The organism is Rhodopseudomonas pseudopalustris, from assembly GCF_900110435.1.
GTDB classification, from domain to species: domain Bacteria; phylum Pseudomonadota; class Alphaproteobacteria; order Rhizobiales; family Xanthobacteraceae; genus Rhodopseudomonas; species Rhodopseudomonas pseudopalustris.
The window spans coordinates 1-19,493 of sequence record NZ_FODT01000004.1; the positions used below are offsets into that span (position 1 = coordinate 1).

The window sequence follows — 19,493 nt, forward strand, 5'->3', positions numbered from 1 at the left end:
ACCAAACGCTCCTTCACACCCAAGGCTGCCTCCTCAAAAGCAGCCTTGAATCTGATTTGCTCCTAAAAGGGAATCCTTAGAGTCCACACCACCTAAAGCAATATCGAGCAACGCGCGGGGATCTGTCGCAATGAACTGGTATGTGGACGCCATTCTGGTCGGGATCATTCTACCCTGGATCATCGTGACCTACCGGCTGATCGCGGCGTTCCGCCGGGGCGTGGCGACTGGCGTCATCCAATGGGGGGTGTGGGCCGCGATCTGCGTTCCGGCGATGCTGCTGGTGATGTGGGGTATCCAGAGCCTGCGCTGATGGGGACCACGGCGCCGGCGACTGACGGCGATGCCGGATGTGCGGATGTGGCGATCAGCGGGCTGCGTCGGGGGGCAGCATCAGCGCTCAGTCCATCACGCCGTCGCCGCTGCCGCGATGGATCGACAGCAGCATGCCGTTCTTGATCCGGCGGACTTCAGTGAAGGCGCGCTGGACGCCGAGATCGGCGGAGTCGCTCGAGAACGTGATCAGCTTGTTGCAGGTCGGGCATTGCACCTGAGCGCCTTCCCGAATGTTCTTGATCTTCTCGCGGAACGGCACGCGGCATTTGGTGCAAAGCACCCTGATCTTGTCCGGCGGCTTCGAGGGGGCAAGCTGCATCGTCATGCCCGTAGTTCTGCGCGGCGAGCATTGACAAATGGTGAATACGCTAGCGCACCAAGTGGGTCTAAGGCCGGAATGCCGGCAGTATCAACTCGCGGAGCGCAGCGGGCTCTCGATCCAGCGCTGCAATTCTCTCGATTGCATCGGATCTTCCGAGGCGTTCAAGATCTTATGGGCATGTTCGCAGGCGACGCACTCGCTCGAGAAGATGTGCTCGCAATCGCTGCAGTTGCGTTGCTGCGGCCAAATCGGAGGTGTTCTCAGAGATCGAGGCATGGTGCTTCCCCTTGGATCAGGCGGGAGCAATTACACTCTCAGTCACCGATGAATGCCGAGGGCGGTCGGGTGATGAGCGCAGCATTGGACTTACGCTCAGCCTGCGTTGGTCAATTGAGACCGTTAGCGAAAATTAAACGAATCGGGACGCGACCGGATTCGGATCACCAGAGCGGCGCCGACCAGCAGGACGGGTCGACTCGGCTGCTCGCCAGCACGTTTGGCCATCGGACGGTCGCGCCAAACTAAGCCGCTCCACCTCCATCAGCGATTGAGTGGCCGCCATTCATCCATCGAGTGGGTGAATCGAGCAGGTAGCGCTCAAAGAACATATTGCGAACGGAGAACAAATAGTGTACGTAACTTTCTGTCGGCCTTGGGCCGGCGCGGTTTGTCCCATTGGCGAATCCCGTTCATAAGGAGCTTCATATGGCTGCCCCTACTGCTCTGCGTATCGTCGAAGGATCCTCCATGGACAAGACCAAGGCCCTGACTGCTGCGCTGTCTCAGATCGAGCGCCAGTTCGGCAAGGGCTCGGTGATGCGGCTCGGCAAGAACGACCGGTCGATGGACATCGAAACGATCTCCTCCGGGTCGCTCGGGCTGGATATTGCGCTGGGCGTCGGCGGGCTGCCGAAGGGGCGGGTGGTCGAGATCTACGGGCCGGAATCGTCCGGAAAAACGACGCTGGCGCTGCATTGCGTGGCCGAGGCGCAGAAGAAGGGCGGCATTTGCGCCTTCATCGACGCCGAGCACGCGCTCGACCCGGTCTATGCCCGCAAGCTTGGCGTCAATGTCGACGAGCTTCTGATCTCGCAGCCTGACCATGGTGAGCAGGCGCTGGAGATCGCCGATACGCTGGTGCGCTCCGGCGCGATCGACGTGCTGATCGTCGACTCGGTCGCGGCGCTGGTGCCGCGCGCCGAACTCGAGGGCGAAATGGGCGATGCGCTGCCCGGCCTGCAGGCGCGGCTGATGAGCCAGGCGCTGCGCAAGCTGACCGCCTCGATCAACAAATCCAACACCATGGTGATCTTCATCAACCAGATCCGGATGAAGATCGGGGTGATGTACGGCTCGCCGGAAACCACCACCGGCGGCAACGCGCTGAAGTTCTACGCGTCGGTCCGGCTCGACATCCGCCGCATCGGCCAGATCAAGGAACGCGACGAAGTCGTCGGCAACCAGACCCGCGTCAAGGTGGTGAAGAACAAGCTGGCGCCGCCATTCAAGCAGGTCGAGTTCGACATCATGTATGGCGAGGGCGTCTCCAAGATGGGCGAGATCCTCGACCTCGGCGTCAAGGCCGGGATCGTCGATAAATCCGGCGCTTGGTTCTCGCACGACAGCCAGCGGCTCGGTCAGGGCCGCGAGAACGCCAAGGCGTTCCTCAAGGCCAATCCGGATCTCACCGCCAAGATCGAGGCGTCGATCCGGCAGAACTCCGGCCTGATTGCCGAACAGATTCTCGCGGGCTCGCCCGAGAGCGATGCCGATGGCGAGGAGCCGGTCGACGAGTGAGCCGCTAACGCGGATAGTTTAAGTCGGCGGGCGCCGCGAACCCCTGTTGCCGGGGAACCCGTAGCGCTCGCCGCACCTTTTCTAGAGCGTTTTCGAGCGAAGTGGAAACCGGTTCGCGTGAAGAAAACGCGTCAGAACAAAAAGTTAGAGCTCCGGTTCTGATTCTATCAGAACCGGAAAAGCTCGAAGATTATTAGTTGTTTGTTGCGCGGGTGCTCCACGCCCGACCGTCATTGCACCGTTCGCTCGCACGGTTCTCAGCCGTCATCGCCCGCGAAAGCGGATGACCCAGTATCCCAGAGCGCGCGTTGAGCTGTCGGGCATTGGCCCGACGCAGTGCAATACTGGATCACCCGCTTTCGCGGGTGATGACAGCTGTTCAGGTGATGACAGCTGTGCACATGGCGTTTGACCGTGCGGACTCTTCCGCCCGTGCCGACTTCCTCGTCGGGGCTACTCCGCCGCCCGGGCGTAGTCCGCCGCCAGTGCGTAGTCTTCGATCGGCGGGCACGCGCACACCAGGTTGCGGTCGCCATAGACGTTGTCGACGCGGCCGACCGGGCACCAATATTTGTCGGTGCGCGAGTTCGGAGCCGGGAAGCAGCCTTCGGTGCGCGGATAGGGCCGCGTCCATTCCGCGCTGGTGACGTCGTGCACCGTATGCGGCGCAAAGCGCAACGGCGACGCCTCGACCTTGAACCGGCCTTGCTCGATCTGGGCGATCTCCCGCCGGATCGCGATCATCGCCTCGCAGAACCGGTCGATCTCCGCCTTGGACTCGGATTCGGTCGGCTCGATCATCAGCGTGCCCGGCACCGGGAAGCTCATGGTCGGGGCGTGGAAGCCGTAGTCGATCAGCCGCTTGGCGATGTCGTCGACCGTCACACCGGTCGTCGTCTTCAGCGGTCGCGGATCGACGATGCATTCATGCGCGACGCGGCCGCGCAGGTTGCGATACAGCACCGGGAAATGCGGCTGCAGTCGCGCCGCGATGTAGTTGGCGTTGAGGATCGCGATCTCGGTGGCCCACTTCAGGCCGGCGCCGCCCATCATCAGGATGTAGATGTAGGAGATCGTGAGAATCGACGCCGAGCCATAGGGCGCGGCCGACACCGTGCCGCCGCCGTGCAGCACGCCGCTCGACGGCTCGCCCTCGGCCGGATGGCCGGGCAGGAATGGCGCGAGATGCGCCTTGACGCCGATCGGGCCCATGCCGGGTCCGCCGCCGCCATGCGGAATGCAGAAGGTCTTGTGCAGATTGAGGTGGCTGACATCGGCGCCGTAGTCGCCGGGCCGCGCCAGGCCGACCTGCGCGTTGAGGTTGGCGCCGTCGAGATAGATCTGGCCGCCATGGGAATGGACGATGTCGCAGATCTCGCGAATGTGCTCCTCGAACACGCCGTGGGTCGATGGATAGGTGATCATCACCGCGGCGAGTTCGGCCGAATGCTTCTCCGCCTTGGCGCGCAGATCGTCGACGTCGACGTCGCCATGATTGTTGCAGGCGACCACGACGACGTCCATCCCGACCATCGCGGCCGAGGCCGGATTGGTGCCGTGCGCGGAGGAGGGGATCAGGCAGATCTTGCGGTGCGGCTCACCGCGCGACAGGTGATAGCCGCGGATTGCCAGCAGGCCGGCATATTCGCCCTGCGCGCCGGAATTCGGCTGCAGCGACACGGCGTCGTAGCCGGTGATCTCGGCGAGCCAGGCTTCCAGCGTCGCGAACATCGCATGATAGCCCTCCGCCTGCGCCCGCGGCACGAACGGATGCAGACTGCCGAATTGAGGCCAGGTCAGCGGCATCATCTCGGTGGTGGCGTTGAGTTTCATGGTGCAGGAGCCGAGCGGAATCATCGCGCGGTCGAGCGCGAGGTCGCGGTCTGACAGCTTGCGCATGTAGCGCAGCAACTCGGTCTCCGAGCGATAGTCCTGGAACGCCGGTTGGGTCAGGTAGTCGCTGGTCCGCGTCAGCGCCGCCGGCAGCGTGTCGGTCGCGTCGCGCTCGACGCTTGCGTAGTCGAGTGATCCGCCGAACGCGCGCCACAGCGCCTCGACGATCGCGGGGGTGGTGGTTTCATCGAGCGAGATGCCGAGCGAGGTCGCGCCGATCCGCAGATTGATCTGTTCGGCCTCGGCGCGCGCGACGATGGCGTCGCGCTTGTCGCCGACCTCGACCGTCAGCGTATCGAAATAGGCGTCGTTGATGGGCGCAAAGCCGAGCTGCTTCAGCCCGCTCGCCAGCGTCGCGGTGCGGCGATGCACCCGGCGCGCAATCGCGGCGAGGCCGTCCGGGCCGTGATACACCGCATACATCGCGGCAATCACCGCCAGCAGCACCTGCGCGGTGCAGATGTTCGAGGTTGCCTTCTCGCGGCGGATGTGCTGCTCGCGGGTCTGCATCGCCAGCCGATAGGCCGGCTGGCCGTGCGAATCGATCGACAGGCCGACGATGCGGCCGGGGAGCGAACGCTTGAGGCTGTCGCGCGCGGCCATGTAGCCGGCATGCGGGCCGCCATAGCCCATCGGCACGCCGAAGCGTTGCGCCGAGCCGATCGCGATATCGGCGCCGAGTTCGCCGGGCGATGTGATCAGCGTGAGCGCCAGCAAATCTGCGGCGATCACAGCGAGCGCGCCCTTGTTGTGCAGCGTCGCGATCGCCGGGCGCGGGTCGCGCAGCGCGCCCGACGAGCCGGGATATTGCAGCAGCGCTCCGAACACGTCCGCGGCTTCGAGTTCGGTGTCCGGATCGCCGACGATGATCGACCAGCCGAGCGGTTCGGCGCGGGTGCGCAGCACCGCCAGCGTCTGCGGATGGGTGTCGCGATCGACGAAGAACGCCTTGGTCTTCTTCTGCGCGGCGCGTTCCGCCAGCGCCATCGCTTCCGCCGCCGCGGTCGCCTCGTCGAGCAGCGAGGCGTTGGCGAGGTCGAGCCCGGTCAGGTCGCAGATCATGGTCTGGAAGTTGAACAGCGCTTCCAGCCGGCCTTGGCTGATCTCGGGCTGATACGGCGTATAGGCCGTGTACCAGGCGGGATTTTCCAGAATATTGCGCTGGATCACGGTCGGCAGGATCGTGCCGGAGTAGCCTTGGCCGATCAGCGAGGTGAACACCGCGTTCTTCGCTGCAAGTTCGGTCATGTGCGCCAGCGCCTCGGTCTCCGACAGCGGCGCGCCGAGCGAGAGAGGCTCTTTGATGCGGATCGCATAAGGCAGCGTCTCGGCCATCAACTGGTCGATGCTGCCCGCTCCCACGGTCCTCAGCATCTGCGCGATGTCCTGCGGCGACGGGCCGATATGGCGTCGCACGAAGTTATTGGCGGCGTCGATCGGTCGGCGATTGGGCATCATGGTCTCCTCGTCTCAGGCGGTCGGCCTCGAAGGCCAGCTCGAAAGGCAGTCGCTCAGAATGCTCAACTTCGTCATAGCGAAGAGCGTAGCGGAAGCGTCCAGCTGCTCAGCGCACTGACCTCTGGATTGCTTCGCATCGCTCGCAATGACGGATCAACACGACTTGTCAGGCCGTGTGCGCCTTGTAGGCGGCCTCATCCATCAGGCCTTCGAGTTCGCTCTTGTCGGCGATCTTCAGTTTGAAGAACCACGCCGCGCCGCCGGCGTCGGAATTCACCAGCGCCGGTTCGGCCCCCAGCGTCTCGTTGACCTCGAGCACTTCGCCGGTGATCGGCGCATAGACGTCGGACGCCGCCTTCACCGATTCGACCACGGCGGCGGCCTCCGCCTTCTTGATGCTGCGGCCGACCTTCGGCAGCTCGACAAACACCACGTCGCCGAGTTGTTCCTGCGCGTAGTTGGTGATGCCGATGGTGGCGACGTCGCCCTCGATCTTCAGCCATTCGTGATCGGAGGTGTAGAGCGTGGTCATGCTGATCCTCAACGCTTGTAGGTGTTCGGGACAAAAGGCATCGCGGCGACGCGCAGCGGCAGCCGCTGGCCGCGCACTTCGGCGAAAACAACGGTGCCGATGGCGGCCTGCGCGGTCGGCAGATAGCCCATCGCCACCGGCGCGTTCAGGCTCGGGCCGAAGCCGCCGGAGGTGACGGCGCCGATCGGCTCTGCGGCATCCGCGCCGGCATAGAGCGTCGCGCCCTCGCGCACCGGGGCGCGGCCTTCCGGCCGGAAGCCGACGCGGATGCGGGCGGTGCCCTGGTCGAGCTGGGCCAGAATTGCGCTGGCGCCGAGGAAGCCGCCGGGCCGCGCGCCGCCGGATCGCCGGCTCTTCTGGATCGACCAGGACAGCCCGCTTTCGACCGGCGAGGTCGTGGTATCGATGTCGTGGCCGTAAAGACAGAGTCCGGCTTCCAGGCGCAGGCTGTCGCGGGCGCCCAAGCCGATCGGCAGCACGTCCGGATGGTCGAGCAGCGCCTGCGCGAAGGCCTCCGCGCCATCGGCCGGCACCGAGATCTCGAAGCCGTCCTCGCCGGTGTAGCCGGAGCGCGACACGTAGCAGCGGAGTCCCATCAGGGTCAGCTCGGCGACGTCCATGAAGCGCAGCTTGCCGATGTCGGCACAGAAATGACCGAGCGCCGCTTCCGCCTTCGGCCCCTGCAGCGCCAGCAGCGCGCGTTCGGGCAGGGCGGTGATCTCGCACGTCTCGGAGAGGTGCGCGCGCAGATGCGCCTCGTCCTCGGCCTTGCAGGCGGCGTTGACCACCAGGAACAGCCGGTCGCCCAGATTGGTGACCATCAGATCGTCGAGGATGCCGCCGGAATCGTTGGTGAACTGCGCGTAGCGCTGGCGGCCGGGCGGCAGCGCGGCGATGTCCTGCGGAACCAGTCGCTCCAGCGCCCGCGCGGCGTCATCGAGCTTGCCGGACTTCGCCCGCAGCTCGATCTGCCCCATATGCGACACGTCGAACAGGCCGGCATGGGCGCGGTTGTGGAGATGCTCCTTCAGCACGCCCGGCGCGAATTGCACCGGCATGTCATAGCCCGCGAACGGCACCATCTTTCCACCGCGCGCCAGATGCAACGCGTGAAGTGGGGTTCGTTTCAGGGCAGCAGCATCGTCACCGGCCAGCATTTCCAGGCTCCCACGGTTCCCGAGACCTATTTCTCGTCACCATTTCGAGCCCCATCTGTCGCTGCGCCTGAGAGCATTATCCCGTCGGCGGACCCGCACCGGGCGCTTGCCCGACCGGTCTCTTTCCAGATGTCATTCCGTCGCGCGGTCCGTTTGCCTGAGAGTTTCCGGGGCGGTTGCTCCTTCGGCGCCGGCCTTGCGGCCGATCTCTCCCGACGCGACTTACTTTCAACAGGTAGGACAGAAACACGGCTTCAACAAGGCTGTCAACGCGGCCCGGGGCGCTATCAACGGGTCTTAGCGACGCCCCCGGGAAAGGACCGGGCCGAATGGCAAACAACTGAATTCATGCCCACTTTCTGGACAGCGCGCACCCTCGCGTCTAAAAGGCTGGGCACCCGGACTTAGGTGGACCCAGCGGGTGTTTCGCGGGCATCCCGGACGATTGGACGAACATGAGCGGCGTTAACGAAATCAGGTCTGCGTTTCTGAACTACTTTGCGAAAAACGGCCACGACATCGTACCGTCGTCGCCGCTGGTGCCGCGCAACGATCCGACATTGATGTTCACCAATGCGGGCATGGTGCAGTTCAAGAACGTCTTCACCGGGCTCGAGAAGCGACCGTATCATCGCGCCACCACCTCGCAGAAATGCGTGCGCGCCGGCGGCAAGCACAACGACCTCGACAATGTCGGCTACACCGCGCGGCATCACACCTTCTTCGAGATGCTCGGCAACTTCTCGTTCGGCGACTACTTCAAGGATCGCGCGATCGAGCTGGCCTGGAATCTGATCACCAAGGAATACGGCCTGCCGAAGGATCGGCTGCTGGTAACCGTGTATTCCGAGGACGACGAGGCGTTCGGCCTGTGGAAAAAGATCGCAGGGCTGCCGGAGTCGAAGATCATCCGGATCCCGACCTCGGATAATTTCTGGCAGATGGGCGACACCGGTCCGTGCGGCCCGTGCTCGGAAATCTTCTTCGACCACGGCGACCATATCTTTGGCGGCCCGCCCGGCTCGCTGGAGGAGGACGGCGATCGCTTCATCGAGATCTGGAACCTGGTGTTCATGCAGTTCGAGCAGGTCGCGCCGGGCAACCGGACGCCGCTGCCGAAGCCGTCGATCGACACCGGCATGGGGCTGGAGCGCATCGCCGCGGTGCTGCAGGGCAAGCACGACAATTACGAAATCGATCTGTTCCAGGCGTTGATCCGCGCCATCGCCGAACTCACCGGAGCCGATCCGCAGGGCGAGCAGAAGGGCTCGCTGCGGGTGATCGCCGATCATTTGCGCGCCGCGTCGTTCCTGATCGCCGACGGCGTGCTGCCGTCGAACGAGGGCCGCGGCTATGTGCTGCGCCGGATCATGCGCCGCGCGATGCGCCACGGGCAGTTGCTCGGCGCGCGCGAGCCGCTGATGTGGCGGCTGGTGTGGGCGCTGGTGCGCGAGATGGGCCAGGCCTATCCCGAGCTGGTCCGCGCCGAGGCGATGATCGAGGAGACGCTGCGGCTGGAAGAGACCCGCTTCCGCAAGACGCTGGAGCGCGGTCTGACCATCCTCGACGAAAAGAGCGGCTCGCTGAAGAAGGGCGACATGTTCGACGGCGACACCGCGTTCACGCTGTACGACACCTATGGCTTCCCGCTGGACCTGACGCAGGACGCGCTGCGCAACCGCGGCATCAGCGTCGACATCGCCTCGTTCACCGACGCGATGGACCGGCAGCGCGCCAAGGCGCGGGCGTCGTGGGCGGGCAGCGGCGAGGCTGCGACCGAAACCGTCTGGTTCGGATTGCGCGACAAGCTCGGCGCCACCGAATTCCTGGGCTACGACACCGAGACCGCCGAGGGCGTGGTCACCGCCTTGGTCAAGGACGGCAAGGAGGTCGAGGCGCTGAAGGCCGGCGATGCCGGCGCGATCGTGCTGAACCAGACGCCGTTTTACGCCGAGTCCGGCGGCCAGGTCGGCGACACCGGGGTGTTGACCGGCGAGGGCGTCCGCTTCCGAGTCACCGACACGTTGAAGAAGGCCGGCGATTTGTTCGTGCATTTCGGCACGGTGGAAGAGGGTACGGTCAAGCCCGAGGCCGCGCTGGCGCTCGAGGTCGATCACTCCCGTCGTTCATCGATCCGCGCCAATCACTCGGCGACGCATCTGTTGCACGAGGCGCTGCGCCAGGTGCTGGGCGATCATATCGCGCAGAAGGGCTCGATGGTCGCGCCTGACCGGCTGCGGTTCGACTTCGTGCATCAGAAGCCCATCACGCAGGACGAACTCCGCCGCGTCGAGGACATCGCCAACGACATCGTGCTCGAAAACGACGAGGTGACGACGCGGCTGATGGCGGTCGACGACGCCCGCGAGGCCGGCGCCCGCGCGCTTTTCGGCGAGAAATACGGCGACGAGGTTCGCGTCGTGTCGATGGGCAAGGCGTCGCGCGAGCACGGCTCCAACGCGTTCGGCTGGTCGGTCGAATTGTGCGGCGGCACCCATGTGCGGCGCACCGGCGACATCGGCCTGATCTCGGTGACCGGCGAAAGCGCGGTCGCCTCCGGCGTGCGCCGGATCGAAGCGCTGACCGGGCGACACGCGCGGCAAAGCGCCAACGCCGCAATGGCGACCGCGAAAGCCGCCGCCGCCGAGCTGCGCACCACGCTCGACGACATGCCGGCGCGGATCGCCTCGCTGATGGACGAGCGCAAGAAGCTCGAGCGCGAACTCTCCGACGCCCGCAAGAAGCTGGCGATGGGCGGCAGTGGCGCTGTCGGCGCGGCCGATGGCGGCGCGGATGTGCGCGACGTCGGCGGCGTCAAGCTGTTGGCGCGCGCGGTCGAGGGCATCGAGATCAAGGACCTCAAGAGCCTGGTCGATCAGGGCAAGAAGCAGCTCGGCTCCGGCGTGATCGCGCTGGTGGCGAAGAGCGAGGACGGCAAGGGCTCGATCGTCGTCGGCGTCACGCCCGATCTGGTGGCGCGATTCTCGGCGGTCGATCTGGTCCGCAAGGCGTCCGAAGTGCTCGGCGGCAAGGGCGGCGGCGGCAAGCCCGACATGGCGCAGGCCGGCGGCCCCGACGGCTCCAAGGCGCAGGCCGCACTCGACGCCATCGCCGCGGCGATCGGCGGATAGAGCGTTTGCGAGCGAAGTGGATCCCGGGTCGCGTGAAAGAAGACGCGTCAAACTCGAATCGAGAGCCCGGTTCTGATCCTATCGGAACCGGGAGAGCTCTCGCATGGCGCGGGCGTTGGCGTGTCTGCAAGTCGTCTCGGACAACACCGCGGGCCGCGCGCTCTATGCGAGCCTCGGGCTGACCACCGAGCTGTACCGCTATCACTATCGACGGGCGTCGCGTTCGTCTTCAGAACTTTGAGTTCGTCATTCCGGGGCGCTCACGTGGTGAGCGAACCCGGAATCCATACCCCCTGGATTCGCGTCGAAGGACAGCTTTGCGACGCCCACTCCTCACCGCTGACGCCGGTGGTTATGGATTCCGGGCTCGCGCAAGCGCGCCCCGGAATGACGAACGATAGGCGCCCTAAGAGAAAGATGGACTATTCCGCCGTCAGTCCCTTGCGGACCTGCTTTTTGCGCGCGTCGCGTTCGTCGTGGACGATGGCGATGACTTTGCCGGCCGGCATCCCGACCGTCTGCAGTACGGTCGAGGCGATTTCGAAGCTCGCTTCCAGCACTTCGCGCACCACGTCGCTGGCGCCGAGCTTGAACAGACGCACCGCGTGTTCGGCGTCGCGGGCGCGAACGATCACCGGGATGTCTGCGCGTTCGGCGCGCGCCGCGGCGACGACGTGCTCGGCGGCGGCGGCGTCGTGCATCGTCACCACCAGCACCGGCGCATCGGCGAGCCCGCATTTACGCAGGAAGGCTCGCTGCGTGGCGTCGCCATAGACCAGATTGTGCCCGGCGCGGCGCGCCTTCGCCACCGCCTCGGGATCGATCTCGATGCCGATGAACGGCTTGTCCTGCTTCCTCAGAATGTCGCCGAGGATGCGGCCGACGCGGCCGTAGCCGACGACGATAATGCGGCCGGGCTCCGCCGGACCTGGATCAGCGCGGCCGTCGGCCAGCGCCGCGGCTTTCCCCACGCGCTTGCTCGCCTTTCGGCTCAGCCGCGCCAGATAGGGCGTCATCATCATGGTGCCGGACGACACCAGCAGCATGAACTGCTCGACCTCGCGGGTGACCAGACCGCTGGAGCTGGCGAGCCCGAGGACGAGGAAGGCGAACTCACCGCCGCCGGCGAGCAGCAGGCTCGCTTCCGCCACCACCGGCCACGACAGCCCGAAGCCTCGCGTCAACGCCACGATCAGCGCCGCCTTCAGCGTCACCATGCCGAATACCGAGGCCGCAAGCATCGCCGGATAGCGCGCCACCTCGGCGACATCGATCCGCATTCCGACCGAGATGAAGAACAGCCCGAGCAGCATCCCCTTGAACGGCTCGATATCGACTTCGACCTGTCGGCGAAACTCGGTTTCCGCCAGCACCAGGCCGGCGAGGAACGCGCCAAGCGCCATCGACAGCCCGGCGACATGGGTGAGCAGCGAGGTGCCGACGACGACGAACAGGATCGTCGCCATGAATAGTTCGCGGTTGTGGGTGCGCGCGACCAGCCGGAACATCCGCCGCAGCACCAGCCGCCCGAAGCCGACGATCAGCAGGATTGCGGCAACCGCCTGGAGCATCGCCATGCCGAGGCCGAGCCACACCGATCCGGTCGCGCTCGCGCCGGCGCTCGCGGCGCCATCGCCGCCCGCGTTGCCCAGCACCACGATCAGGAACAGGATCGGCACCACCGCGAGATCCTGCGCCAGCAGCACCGCGAAGATGCTGCGCCCGGCGATCGTCGCCAGCCGCTTCTGCTCGGCCAGCAGCTGCAGTACGATCGCGGTCGAGGACAGCGCCAGACAGGCGCCGATCACCAGGCTGGCTTCGACGGTATTGCCGAAAGCCAGCGCGATGCCGCTGATCGCCGTCGTGGTCAGCACGACCTGCGACATGCCGAGCCCGAACACCAGCCGGCGCATCGTCCAGAGCCGGTCGAACGACAGTTCGAGCCCGATGGTGAACAGCAGGAAGGCGACGCCGAGCTCCGCGAGCCGGTCGACGGCGTCCTGCGAGGTGATGGTAATCGCCTGCAGCCATGGCAAGCCGTCGCCGATGCGGCCGAGGCTGTAGGGGCCGAGCACCAGCCCGGCGACCAGGAAACCGAGCACCGGGCTGATGCGCAGGCGCGCCATCAATGGGATGACCACGCCGGCGGTGCCGAGAAACACCAGGGCTTCCCGGTAAACGCCGATATCGGTTGCTGCTGCCATCAAGGTTCCAGATCACGGTGCTGCCAAATCGGCGCGGGGTTCGATCAATTTAGGCGACGCTGCGGCAAAAGATCGCAAATTTGGCTATTGGCCGCGGTAGAATCGTTCCATTCGAGCCCACCGAATCTACTGCGGCGATGGGTAGCCGTCTGAATTGTAGAATGTCGCGTCTCAATGCCGCACAAAGGTTTACATGCACAACACACCTTTGATTTCGACAATCGTGGCCGGCCTCGTGCTGGCCTTTATTTTCGGTGTCGTGGCGCAGCGGCTGCGGATATCGCCGCTGGTGGGTTATCTGCTCGCTGGCGTGGTGATCGGGCCGTTCACGCCGGGCTATGTCGCCAATCAGAATATCGCCAATGAACTTGCCGAGATCGGCATCATTCTTCTGATGTTCGGCGTCGGCCTGCATTTTTCTCTGAAGGACCTGCTGTCGGTGAGGGCGATCGCCATCCCCGGCGCGGTGGTGCAGATCGCCACAGCGAGCGCGCTCGGCATCGGGCTCGGCCACGTGCTCGGCTGGTCGTTCGGCAGCGGCCTCGTGTTCGGTCTGGCGCTGTCGGTGGCGAGCACGGTGGTGCTGCTGCGCGCCTTGCAGGAACGCCGGCTGGTCGACAGCGATCGCGGCCGGATCGCGGTCGGCTGGCTGATCGTCGAGGACCTCGCGATGGTTCTGACGCTGGTGTTGCTGCCGGCGGTGGCCGGCCTGCTCAAGGGCGACTCCACCGGCGCGAGCTGGGACACGGTCGCGCTGCCGATCGCTTTGACGCTCGGCAAGGTCGCCGCCTTCATCGCGTTCATGCTGCTGGTCGGGCGCCGCGTGATCCCGTGGATGCTGCACTACGTGGCGCACACCGGCTCGCGCGAACTGTTCCGGCTGGCGGTGCTCTCGATCTCGCTCGGGGTGGCATTCGGGGCCGCGATCCTGTTCGACGTGTCGTTCGCGCTCGGCGCATTCTTCGCCGGCATGATCCTGTCGGAATCCGAACTCAGCCAGCGCGCCGCCAGCGAGACGCTGCCGTTGCGCGACGCCTTCGCGGTGCTGTTCTTCGTGTCGGTCGGCATGCTGGTCGATCCGATCATTCTGATCCGGGAGCCTCTGCCGGTGCTCGCCACCGTGCTGATCATCGTGTTCGGCAAGTCGCTCGCGGCGTTTCTGATCGTGCGGCTGTTCGGTCATCCGAACATGACCGCGCTGACGATCTCGGCCAGTCTCGCGCAGATCGGCGAATTCTCCTTCATCCTCGCAAACCTCGGCGTCAGCCTCGCTTTGCTGCCGGAGCGCGGTCGCGATCTGGTGCTGGCGGGTGCGATCATCTCGATCCTGCTCAATCCGCTGATGTTCGCGCTGCTGGATCGTTTCAGTGCGCGGAGCGGGGCGGCGCCCGAGCCGGAGGCCCTGGCGAAGGAGACCGCCGGCGCACACGCAAAGCCGGTGCATCATGGCGGCCACGTCGTGCTGGTCGGCTACGGCCGCGTCGGCTCGATCGTCGGCGCCGCGCTGCGCCGCGACGGCGCCGACGTCGTGGTGATCGAGGACGATACCGAGCGGGTAGCGCAGCTCCAGCGTGAAGGCATTACCGCGGTCGGCGGCAACGCCGCCGCGCCGGACATGCTGGAAGCCGCCGAAATCGCCAGCGCACGCGGCCTTCTGGTCGCGATTCCGGATGCGTTCGAGGGCGGTCAGATCGTCGCCAAGGCGCGCGCGCTGAACGCCAAGCTGCCGATCATCGCCCGCGCCCATTCGACCGAAGAGGTCGCGCATCTGAAGTCGAACGGCGCCGACGTCGTGATCATGGGCGAGGACGAGATCGCCAGGGCGATGATCGCGCGGATCGGCGCCGAGCCAGCCTCTTCCTGACGCGCGCACACTTGCGCGCCGCGAAGCGTCCTCCTTCGAGGCTCGCTGAAGACGGCGCACCGGTCCGCGATAACGCAAACAAAAAGGCGCGGAGGACATCCGCGCCTTTCGAATTTTTGGCTTGTAGGCTCGGGCGCGCGCCGGTCAGGCGGCGGATTCGTTGATCGCCTTGTGGAGGTTCTGCGCGACCTTGTCGAGGAAGCCCTCGGTCGACAGCCAGCGCTGGTCGGCGCCGACCAGCAGCGCGAGGTCCTTGGTCATTGCGCCGGCTTCGACGGTCTCGACGCAAACCCTCTCCAGCGTGTCGGCGAAGCGGGCAAGCTCCTCGTTGCTGTCGAGCTTGGCGCGATGCGCGAGGCCGCGGGTCCAGGCGAAGATCGAGGCGATCGAATTGGTCGAGGTCGCCTTGCCCTTCTGGTGTTCGCGATAGTGCCGGGTGACGGTGCCGTGGGCGGCTTCGGCCTCGACGGTCTTGCCGTCGGGCGTCATCAGCACCGAGGTCATCAGGCCGAGCGAGCCGTAGCCCTGCGCCACGGTGTCGGACTGCACGTCGCCGTCGTAGTTCTTGCAGGCCCAGACGTAGCCGCCCGACCATTTCAGCGCCGAGGCGACCATGTCGTCGATCAGGCGGTGCTCGTAGGTCAGGCCCTTGGAATCGTATTCGGCCTTGAACTCGGCGTCGAAGATCTCCTGGAAGATGTCCTTGAAGCGCCCATCATAGACTTTCATGATGGTGTTCTTGGTCGACAGATAGACCGGGTAGTTGCGGATCAGGCCGTAGTTCAGCGAGGCGCGGGCGAAATCCTTGATCGATTCGTCGAGGTTGTACATCGACATCGCGACGCCGGCGCCGGGCGCCTTGAACACTTCGCGCTCGATCACGGAGCCGTCCTCGCCGACGAACTTCATCGTCAGCGTGCCGGGGCCGGGGAACTTGATGTCGGTCGCGCGATACTGGTCGCCATAGGCGTGGCGGCCGATCACGATCGGCTTGGTCCAGCCCGGCACCAGCCGCGGCACGTTCTTGCAGATGATCGGCTCACGGAAGATCACGCCGCCGAGGATGTTGCGGATCGTGCCGTTCGGCGACTTCCACATGCTCTTCAGGCCGAATTCCTTCACCCGCGCTTCGTCCGGGGTGATGGTGGCGCATTTGACGCCGACGCCGACCTGCTTGATCGCATTTGCCGCGTCGATGGTGACCTGATCGTCGGTCTTGTCGCGGTGCTCCATGCCCAGATCGAAATACATCAGCTCGACATCAAGGAACGGCGTGATCAGCTTGTCCTTGATCATCTGCCAGATGATCCGGGTCATCTCGTCGCCGTCGAGTTCCACGACGGGGTTGGTCACCTTGATTTTCGCCATGCGGGATCGGGCCTTCTTTGAGACAGCGCTTCGTTCTGGGCGGGATTGGGCGTGAGCCGCGCCCGCTATAGCATTGCCCGCCGCGCGCTGGAAAGGCGAATAGGCAAGCAAAGCGTGCGATCTGGCAGGCGTTCCAGGCGGTGCGGAGAGCCCCGCACCGGGTATTGCGACGCCTCCGACGGTGATGCGCGTCCTCCGGCGTCGGGCGAGCACCGCGTTCAGGTTCTTAACGAATCGTCAAAGCTGACAGTAAACATATTATTTCGCTTGAGAAATCGCGCCAGACTTGGCACCTGCTTGGCAGCCCGAAGGCGGCGGAACGGGCCGTTGCGGCCGCCCCGTTGAAGCTCCGCTAAAATCTCAACACGCCCGCGCTGCGCCCCTCGGTCGAACCCGAGGGGAGTCTCGGAAAGCTGATCTGATGGCCGGTTCCGGCACCGACAAATCCAAGCCCGCCGCGGACCTCGCCGGGCCTGTTGTTATTCTGGTTGAGCCGCAGCTCGGTGAGAACATCGGGATGTGCGCCCGTGCGATGGGTAATTTCGGCCTGAAACGTCTGCGGCTGGTGAAGCCGCGCGACGGCTGGCCGAACATCGCGGCGCAGCGCGCCGCCGCTGGCGCCGACGATATTCTCGAACAAGCCGAACTGTTCGACACCGTACGAGAGGCGGTGGCCGACTGCACGCTGCTGTTCGCCACCACCGCGCGCGCCCACGATCAGGCCAAGCCGGTGCGCGGGCCGGAGGCGGCGGCGCAGGAGATCGTGACCGCGACCGCGGGCGGCGCGACCGCCGGCATCCTGTTCGGCCGCGAGCGCTACGGCCTTCAGAACGAGGAAGTTGCGCTCGCCAACCGCATCGTCACCTTTCCGGTCAATCCCGCCTTCGCCTCGCTCAACCTGGCGCAAGCCGTGCTGCTGATGGGCTACGAGTGGTTCAAGCACGCGACCCAAGGCGCGCTGCCGTTCGCGATGCCGGAGCGCTCCGAGCCGGCGTCGCAGCACCAGATGACCGCGTTCTTCGACAACCTCGTCGCCGAGCTCGACCGCGTCGAGTTCCTCCGCCCGCCGGAGAAGCGCGACACCATGCTGGTGAACCTGCGCAACATCTTTACCCGGATGGAGCCGACCAAGCAGGACATGCACACGCTGCACGGCGCGGTGATGGCGATCGCCGAAGGCCGCAAGGGCCCGGCCAAGGGCGGCGTGCTCGACGGCGAGCAGGCGACGCGGCTGCGGGCGCTGCTTGCCGAGCGGACCGCGAGCGGCGCCGATCACGACGGCGGCTCGATGCGCGGCCTGGCGCGGCTGTTGCGGCGTAACCCCACCGACGCCGAGCGGCTGCTGTGGGAAAAGCTCCGCACCGACCGCCGCTTCGCCGGCAACTTCAAACGCCAGACCCCGGTGGGTCGCCACATTCCGGACTTCGTTTCGTTCGCCCGCAAGATCGCGATCGAACTCGTCAACGAAGGCGAGACCGACGCGATCTCGCAGGACCGCGCCGCGCGAAAAGCGTGGCTGGAGGCGCGGGACTATCAGGTGGTGTGGGTCGAGGCGGTGGCGATCGAGCAGCAACTCGACGCGGTGCTGGGGCGGCTGGAGACGGCTATGCAGTAGAGCTTTTCCGGTTCCGATTGAATCAGAACCGAAGCTCTCACTTGATGCTCTGACGCGCTTATTGACGCGAACCAGTATCCACATCAGGCGGCGCGGACCATCTCCGAGAACTTCTCCACTTCAATCTTGAGGTGCTTGCTTTCCGACAGCAGCGAACTCGACAGCTTGTGAACATGAACGGACGCTTGGTCGGTCTCTGCGGCGCCATGACCGATCTTCTCCATGCTGGTCGAGACCTGCATCGCACCGTCGGCCGCATGCTGGACGCTGCGGGCGATCCCCGCGGTGGCTTCTCCCTGCTGTTCGACAGCGGCTGCGATCGACTCCGAGATGCCACAGATCTCGGTAATCGTGCCGCCGATGGTCTGGATCGCCACCACCGACTGCGCGGTCGCAGTCTGCATCTGGGCGATCTGCTCGCTGATCTCTTCGGTCGCCTTTGCGGTCTGCGCCGCCAGCGCCTTCACTTCGGAAGCCACCACCGCAAAGCCGCGGCCGGCCTCGCCGGCGCGTGCCGCCTCGATGGTCGCGTTGAGCGCCAACAGATTGGTCTGCGCCGCCACGGCATTGATCAGTTTGATCACCTCACCGATCCGATCCGCCGCATGCGACAGTTCCGCAATCCGCCCATTGGTCTCCTCCGCCTGCCGGACAGCCGCCTGGGAGATCTCCTGGGATTGCTGAGCTTGCTGGGCGATCTCGAGCACGGATGTCGCGATCTGTTTGCAGGCCGACGCGGCGCTCTGGGCGTTTGAGGACGATTCCTGTGACACCGTCGTCGCCGACTGCGCCAAATGGTCGGTGGTCTCGGCCGCGCCGTTGAGGCGGCCAGCCGCATGCTCCAGCTCGGACGACGCCGTGGTCACGGCGTCGACGATCCGGCCGATCGCGGTATCGAACTCGTTGGCAATCTGCTGCATCGCCGCCTTGCGCTCGGTTTCGGCCAGCACCTTCTGATCCCGCTCGGTCTCGAGGGAATCGACATTGAGAGCGTTGTCGCGGAACACCTGCAGCGCCCGCGCCATCGCACCGACCTCGTCGCGTCGATCGACGCCAGGAACCTCGATATTGCGGTCGCCGTGCGCGAGCCGCGACATCACGTCGGTCATCCCGACGATCGGGCGGATCACGCCACGGATGACGCCGGCAAGACCCGCGAAGAACACCAGCAGGACAACGCCGGAAATGCCCCACACCAGCCAGGTCAGGATCGTCGCGCGCTCAGCGGTCGAGGCTTCGACCGAGGTGTTCAGATCGGTGGCGCGCTTGACGATATCATCGATGATCTCGCGATGCGCCGCATAGGCTTGAAACAACTGCTTGTAGGCCGCTGATTTCGCCGCCTCGTCGCCTTGTTCGATGGCGGGCAGGAGCTGGCGTTCCAGCACATTCCAGAACTTGCTCACTTCGCGGTCGGAATCCACCACCAGCTCTTTCTTGAGTGGCTCTTCCAGCGCCGACTTCTGCCAGAACTCGTGGCGTTCGTTGTAGTCCGCCTTCAGCTTGACGATGCGGTCGCGATGCGTGAACAACTCGGACGGCTCCCGCAACGCCATCAGCGCCTCGAGATGGGCTTCGATGACATATTCCGGGGGAGGAAGAATATCCGCGACCAGGTCGTTCTGCAGCTTGAGCTGGGCGTAGAGCGGGCCGCCGATCTTCAATTGCGAAAGGCCATAGACGCTCGACGCAATCACCGCAACCAGACCTGCGAAAACTACCAGGCCGAAAATCAGAATGACCCGAGACAATTTCGGACGCATAGTTACCTCACGAGCTTGATAGTCATCAGCTAATCAGCTCGCGCTAATATTCC

General features: G+C 65.2%; 13 protein-coding genes and 1 riboswitch. Of the genes, 6 read left to right on the forward strand and 7 right to left on the reverse strand.

The features are described from left to right. Window positions 1–130: 130 nt before the first annotated feature. A complete protein-coding gene (locus tag BMY71_RS08900; RefSeq protein ID WP_092683193.1) occupies window positions 131–313 on the forward strand; it encodes a hypothetical protein in 183 nt (60 codons plus the stop codon). A gap of 87 nt (window positions 314–400) precedes the next feature. On the opposite strand, the gene BMY71_RS08905 is transcribed toward BMY71_RS08900, so the two are convergent. After that, entirely contained in the window at window positions 401–661 is a 261-nt protein-coding gene (locus BMY71_RS08905) for a hypothetical protein (protein WP_011502149.1), read from the reverse strand. A gap of 702 nt (window positions 662–1,363) precedes the next feature. On the opposite strand from BMY71_RS08905, the gene recA reads away from it, so the two are divergent. After that, the gene (gene recA / locus BMY71_RS08910; RefSeq protein WP_011502150.1) at window positions 1,364–2,455 is read left to right on the forward strand and encodes a recombinase RecA; all 1,092 of its coding nucleotides are present in this window, start codon (window positions 1,364–1,366) and stop codon (window positions 2,453–2,455) included. A 453-nt stretch (window positions 2,456–2,908) separates the two neighbouring features. Here the strand turns inward: recA and gcvP are convergent, their stop codons facing one another. The 3 genes from gcvP to gcvT form a co-directional block, all read right to left on the reverse strand. Beyond that, window positions 2,909–5,803, reverse strand: coding sequence for an aminomethyl-transferring glycine dehydrogenase (gcvP, locus tag BMY71_RS08915; RefSeq protein ID WP_092683674.1), 2,895 nt, complete (start codon window positions 5,801–5,803; stop codon window positions 2,909–2,911). Between the two features lie 169 nt (window positions 5,804–5,972). Continuing rightward, window positions 5,973–6,338: a glycine cleavage system protein GcvH gene (gcvH, locus tag BMY71_RS08920; protein ID WP_011502152.1), complete on the reverse strand. Its 366-nt coding sequence runs from the start codon at window positions 6,336–6,338 to the stop codon at window positions 5,973–5,975. An 8-nt stretch (window positions 6,339–6,346) separates the two neighbouring features. Continuing rightward, the gene (gene gcvT, locus BMY71_RS08925; protein WP_092683195.1) at window positions 6,347–7,495 is read right to left on the reverse strand and encodes a glycine cleavage system aminomethyltransferase GcvT; all 1,149 of its coding nucleotides are present in this window, start codon (window positions 7,493–7,495) and stop codon (window positions 6,347–6,349) included. 135 nt (window positions 7,496–7,630) lie between these two features. Beyond that, window positions 7,631–7,721, reverse strand: a riboswitch (glycine riboswitch). Window positions 7,722–7,950: 229 nt separating this feature from the next. On the opposite strand from gcvT, the gene alaS reads away from it, so the two are divergent. Continuing rightward, window positions 7,951–10,626 (forward strand): alanine--tRNA ligase, encoded by a 2,676-nt coding sequence (gene alaS, locus BMY71_RS08930; RefSeq protein ID WP_092683196.1) that lies wholly within the window; start codon window positions 7,951–7,953, stop codon window positions 10,624–10,626. Between the two features lie 103 nt (window positions 10,627–10,729). Beyond that, window positions 10,730–10,867 carry a hypothetical protein gene (locus BMY71_RS24875; RefSeq protein WP_175557639.1) on the forward strand — a complete coding sequence of 46 codons (138 nt, stop codon included), beginning with the start codon at window positions 10,730–10,732 and terminating at the stop codon, window positions 10,865–10,867. Between the two features lie 181 nt (window positions 10,868–11,048). Here BMY71_RS24875 and BMY71_RS08935 read toward each other — a convergent pair whose 3' ends face one another. Further along, window positions 11,049–12,830 carry a cation:proton antiporter domain-containing protein gene (locus BMY71_RS08935; RefSeq protein WP_011502155.1) on the reverse strand — a complete coding sequence of 594 codons (1,782 nt, stop codon included), beginning with the start codon at window positions 12,828–12,830 and terminating at the stop codon, window positions 11,049–11,051. 193 nt (window positions 12,831–13,023) lie between these two features. On the opposite strand from BMY71_RS08935, the gene ybaL reads away from it, so the two are divergent. Beyond that, window positions 13,024–14,694 (forward strand): YbaL family putative K(+) efflux transporter, encoded by a 1,671-nt coding sequence (ybaL, locus tag BMY71_RS08940; RefSeq protein WP_092683198.1) that lies wholly within the window; start codon window positions 13,024–13,026, stop codon window positions 14,692–14,694. A 144-nt stretch (window positions 14,695–14,838) separates the two neighbouring features. On the opposite strand, the gene BMY71_RS08945 is transcribed toward ybaL, so the two are convergent. Beyond that, the gene (locus BMY71_RS08945; RefSeq protein ID WP_092683200.1) at window positions 14,839–16,062 is read right to left on the reverse strand and encodes an NADP-dependent isocitrate dehydrogenase; all 1,224 of its coding nucleotides are present in this window, start codon (window positions 16,060–16,062) and stop codon (window positions 14,839–14,841) included. 421 nt (window positions 16,063–16,483) lie between these two features. Here BMY71_RS08945 and BMY71_RS08950 point away from each other — a divergent pair, with 421 nt between their 5' ends. Next, a complete protein-coding gene (locus tag BMY71_RS08950) occupies window positions 16,484–17,677 on the forward strand; it encodes a TrmJ/YjtD family RNA methyltransferase (RefSeq protein ID WP_011502158.1) in 1,194 nt (397 codons plus the stop codon). Window positions 17,678–17,760: 83 nt separating this feature from the next. Here BMY71_RS08950 and BMY71_RS08955 read toward each other — a convergent pair whose 3' ends face one another. Further along, window positions 17,761–19,440 carry a methyl-accepting chemotaxis protein gene (locus BMY71_RS08955; protein WP_092683201.1) on the reverse strand — a complete coding sequence of 560 codons (1,680 nt, stop codon included), beginning with the start codon at window positions 19,438–19,440 and terminating at the stop codon, window positions 17,761–17,763. Window positions 19,441–19,493 lie beyond the last annotated feature (53 nt).

Coding starts and splice junctions, on each gene's coding strand:
- BMY71_RS08900 (WP_092683193.1), top strand. CDS start 131: ATGAACTGGTATGTGGACGCCATTCTGGTCGGGATCATTCTACCCTGG.
- alaS (WP_092683196.1), top strand. CDS start 7,951: ATGAGCGGCGTTAACGAAATCAGGTCTGCGTTTCTGAACTACTTTGCG.
- BMY71_RS08950 (WP_011502158.1), top strand. CDS start 16,484: ATGGCCGGTTCCGGCACCGACAAATCCAAGCCCGCCGCGGACCTCGCC.
- BMY71_RS08945 (WP_092683200.1), bottom strand. CDS start 16,062: ATGGCGAAAATCAAGGTGACCAACCCCGTCGTGGAACTCGACGGCGAC.
- recA (WP_011502150.1), top strand. CDS start 1,364: ATGGCTGCCCCTACTGCTCTGCGTATCGTCGAAGGATCCTCCATGGAC.
- BMY71_RS08935 (WP_011502155.1), bottom strand. CDS start 12,830: ATGGCAGCAGCAACCGATATCGGCGTTTACCGGGAAGCCCTGGTGTTT.
- gcvT (WP_092683195.1), bottom strand. CDS start 7,495: ATGCTGGCCGGTGACGATGCTGCTGCCCTGAAACGAACCCCACTTCAC.
- BMY71_RS08905 (WP_011502149.1), bottom strand. CDS start 661: ATGACGATGCAGCTTGCCCCCTCGAAGCCGCCGGACAAGATCAGGGTG.
- BMY71_RS24875 (WP_175557639.1), top strand. CDS start 10,730: ATGGCGCGGGCGTTGGCGTGTCTGCAAGTCGTCTCGGACAACACCGCG.
- gcvH (WP_011502152.1), bottom strand. CDS start 6,338: ATGACCACGCTCTACACCTCCGATCACGAATGGCTGAAGATCGAGGGC.
- BMY71_RS08955 (WP_092683201.1), bottom strand. CDS start 19,440: ATGCGTCCGAAATTGTCTCGGGTCATTCTGATTTTCGGCCTGGTAGTT.
- gcvP (WP_092683674.1), bottom strand. CDS start 5,803: ATGCCCAATCGCCGACCGATCGACGCCGCCAATAACTTCGTGCGACGC.
- ybaL (WP_092683198.1), top strand. CDS start 13,024: ATGCACAACACACCTTTGATTTCGACAATCGTGGCCGGCCTCGTGCTG.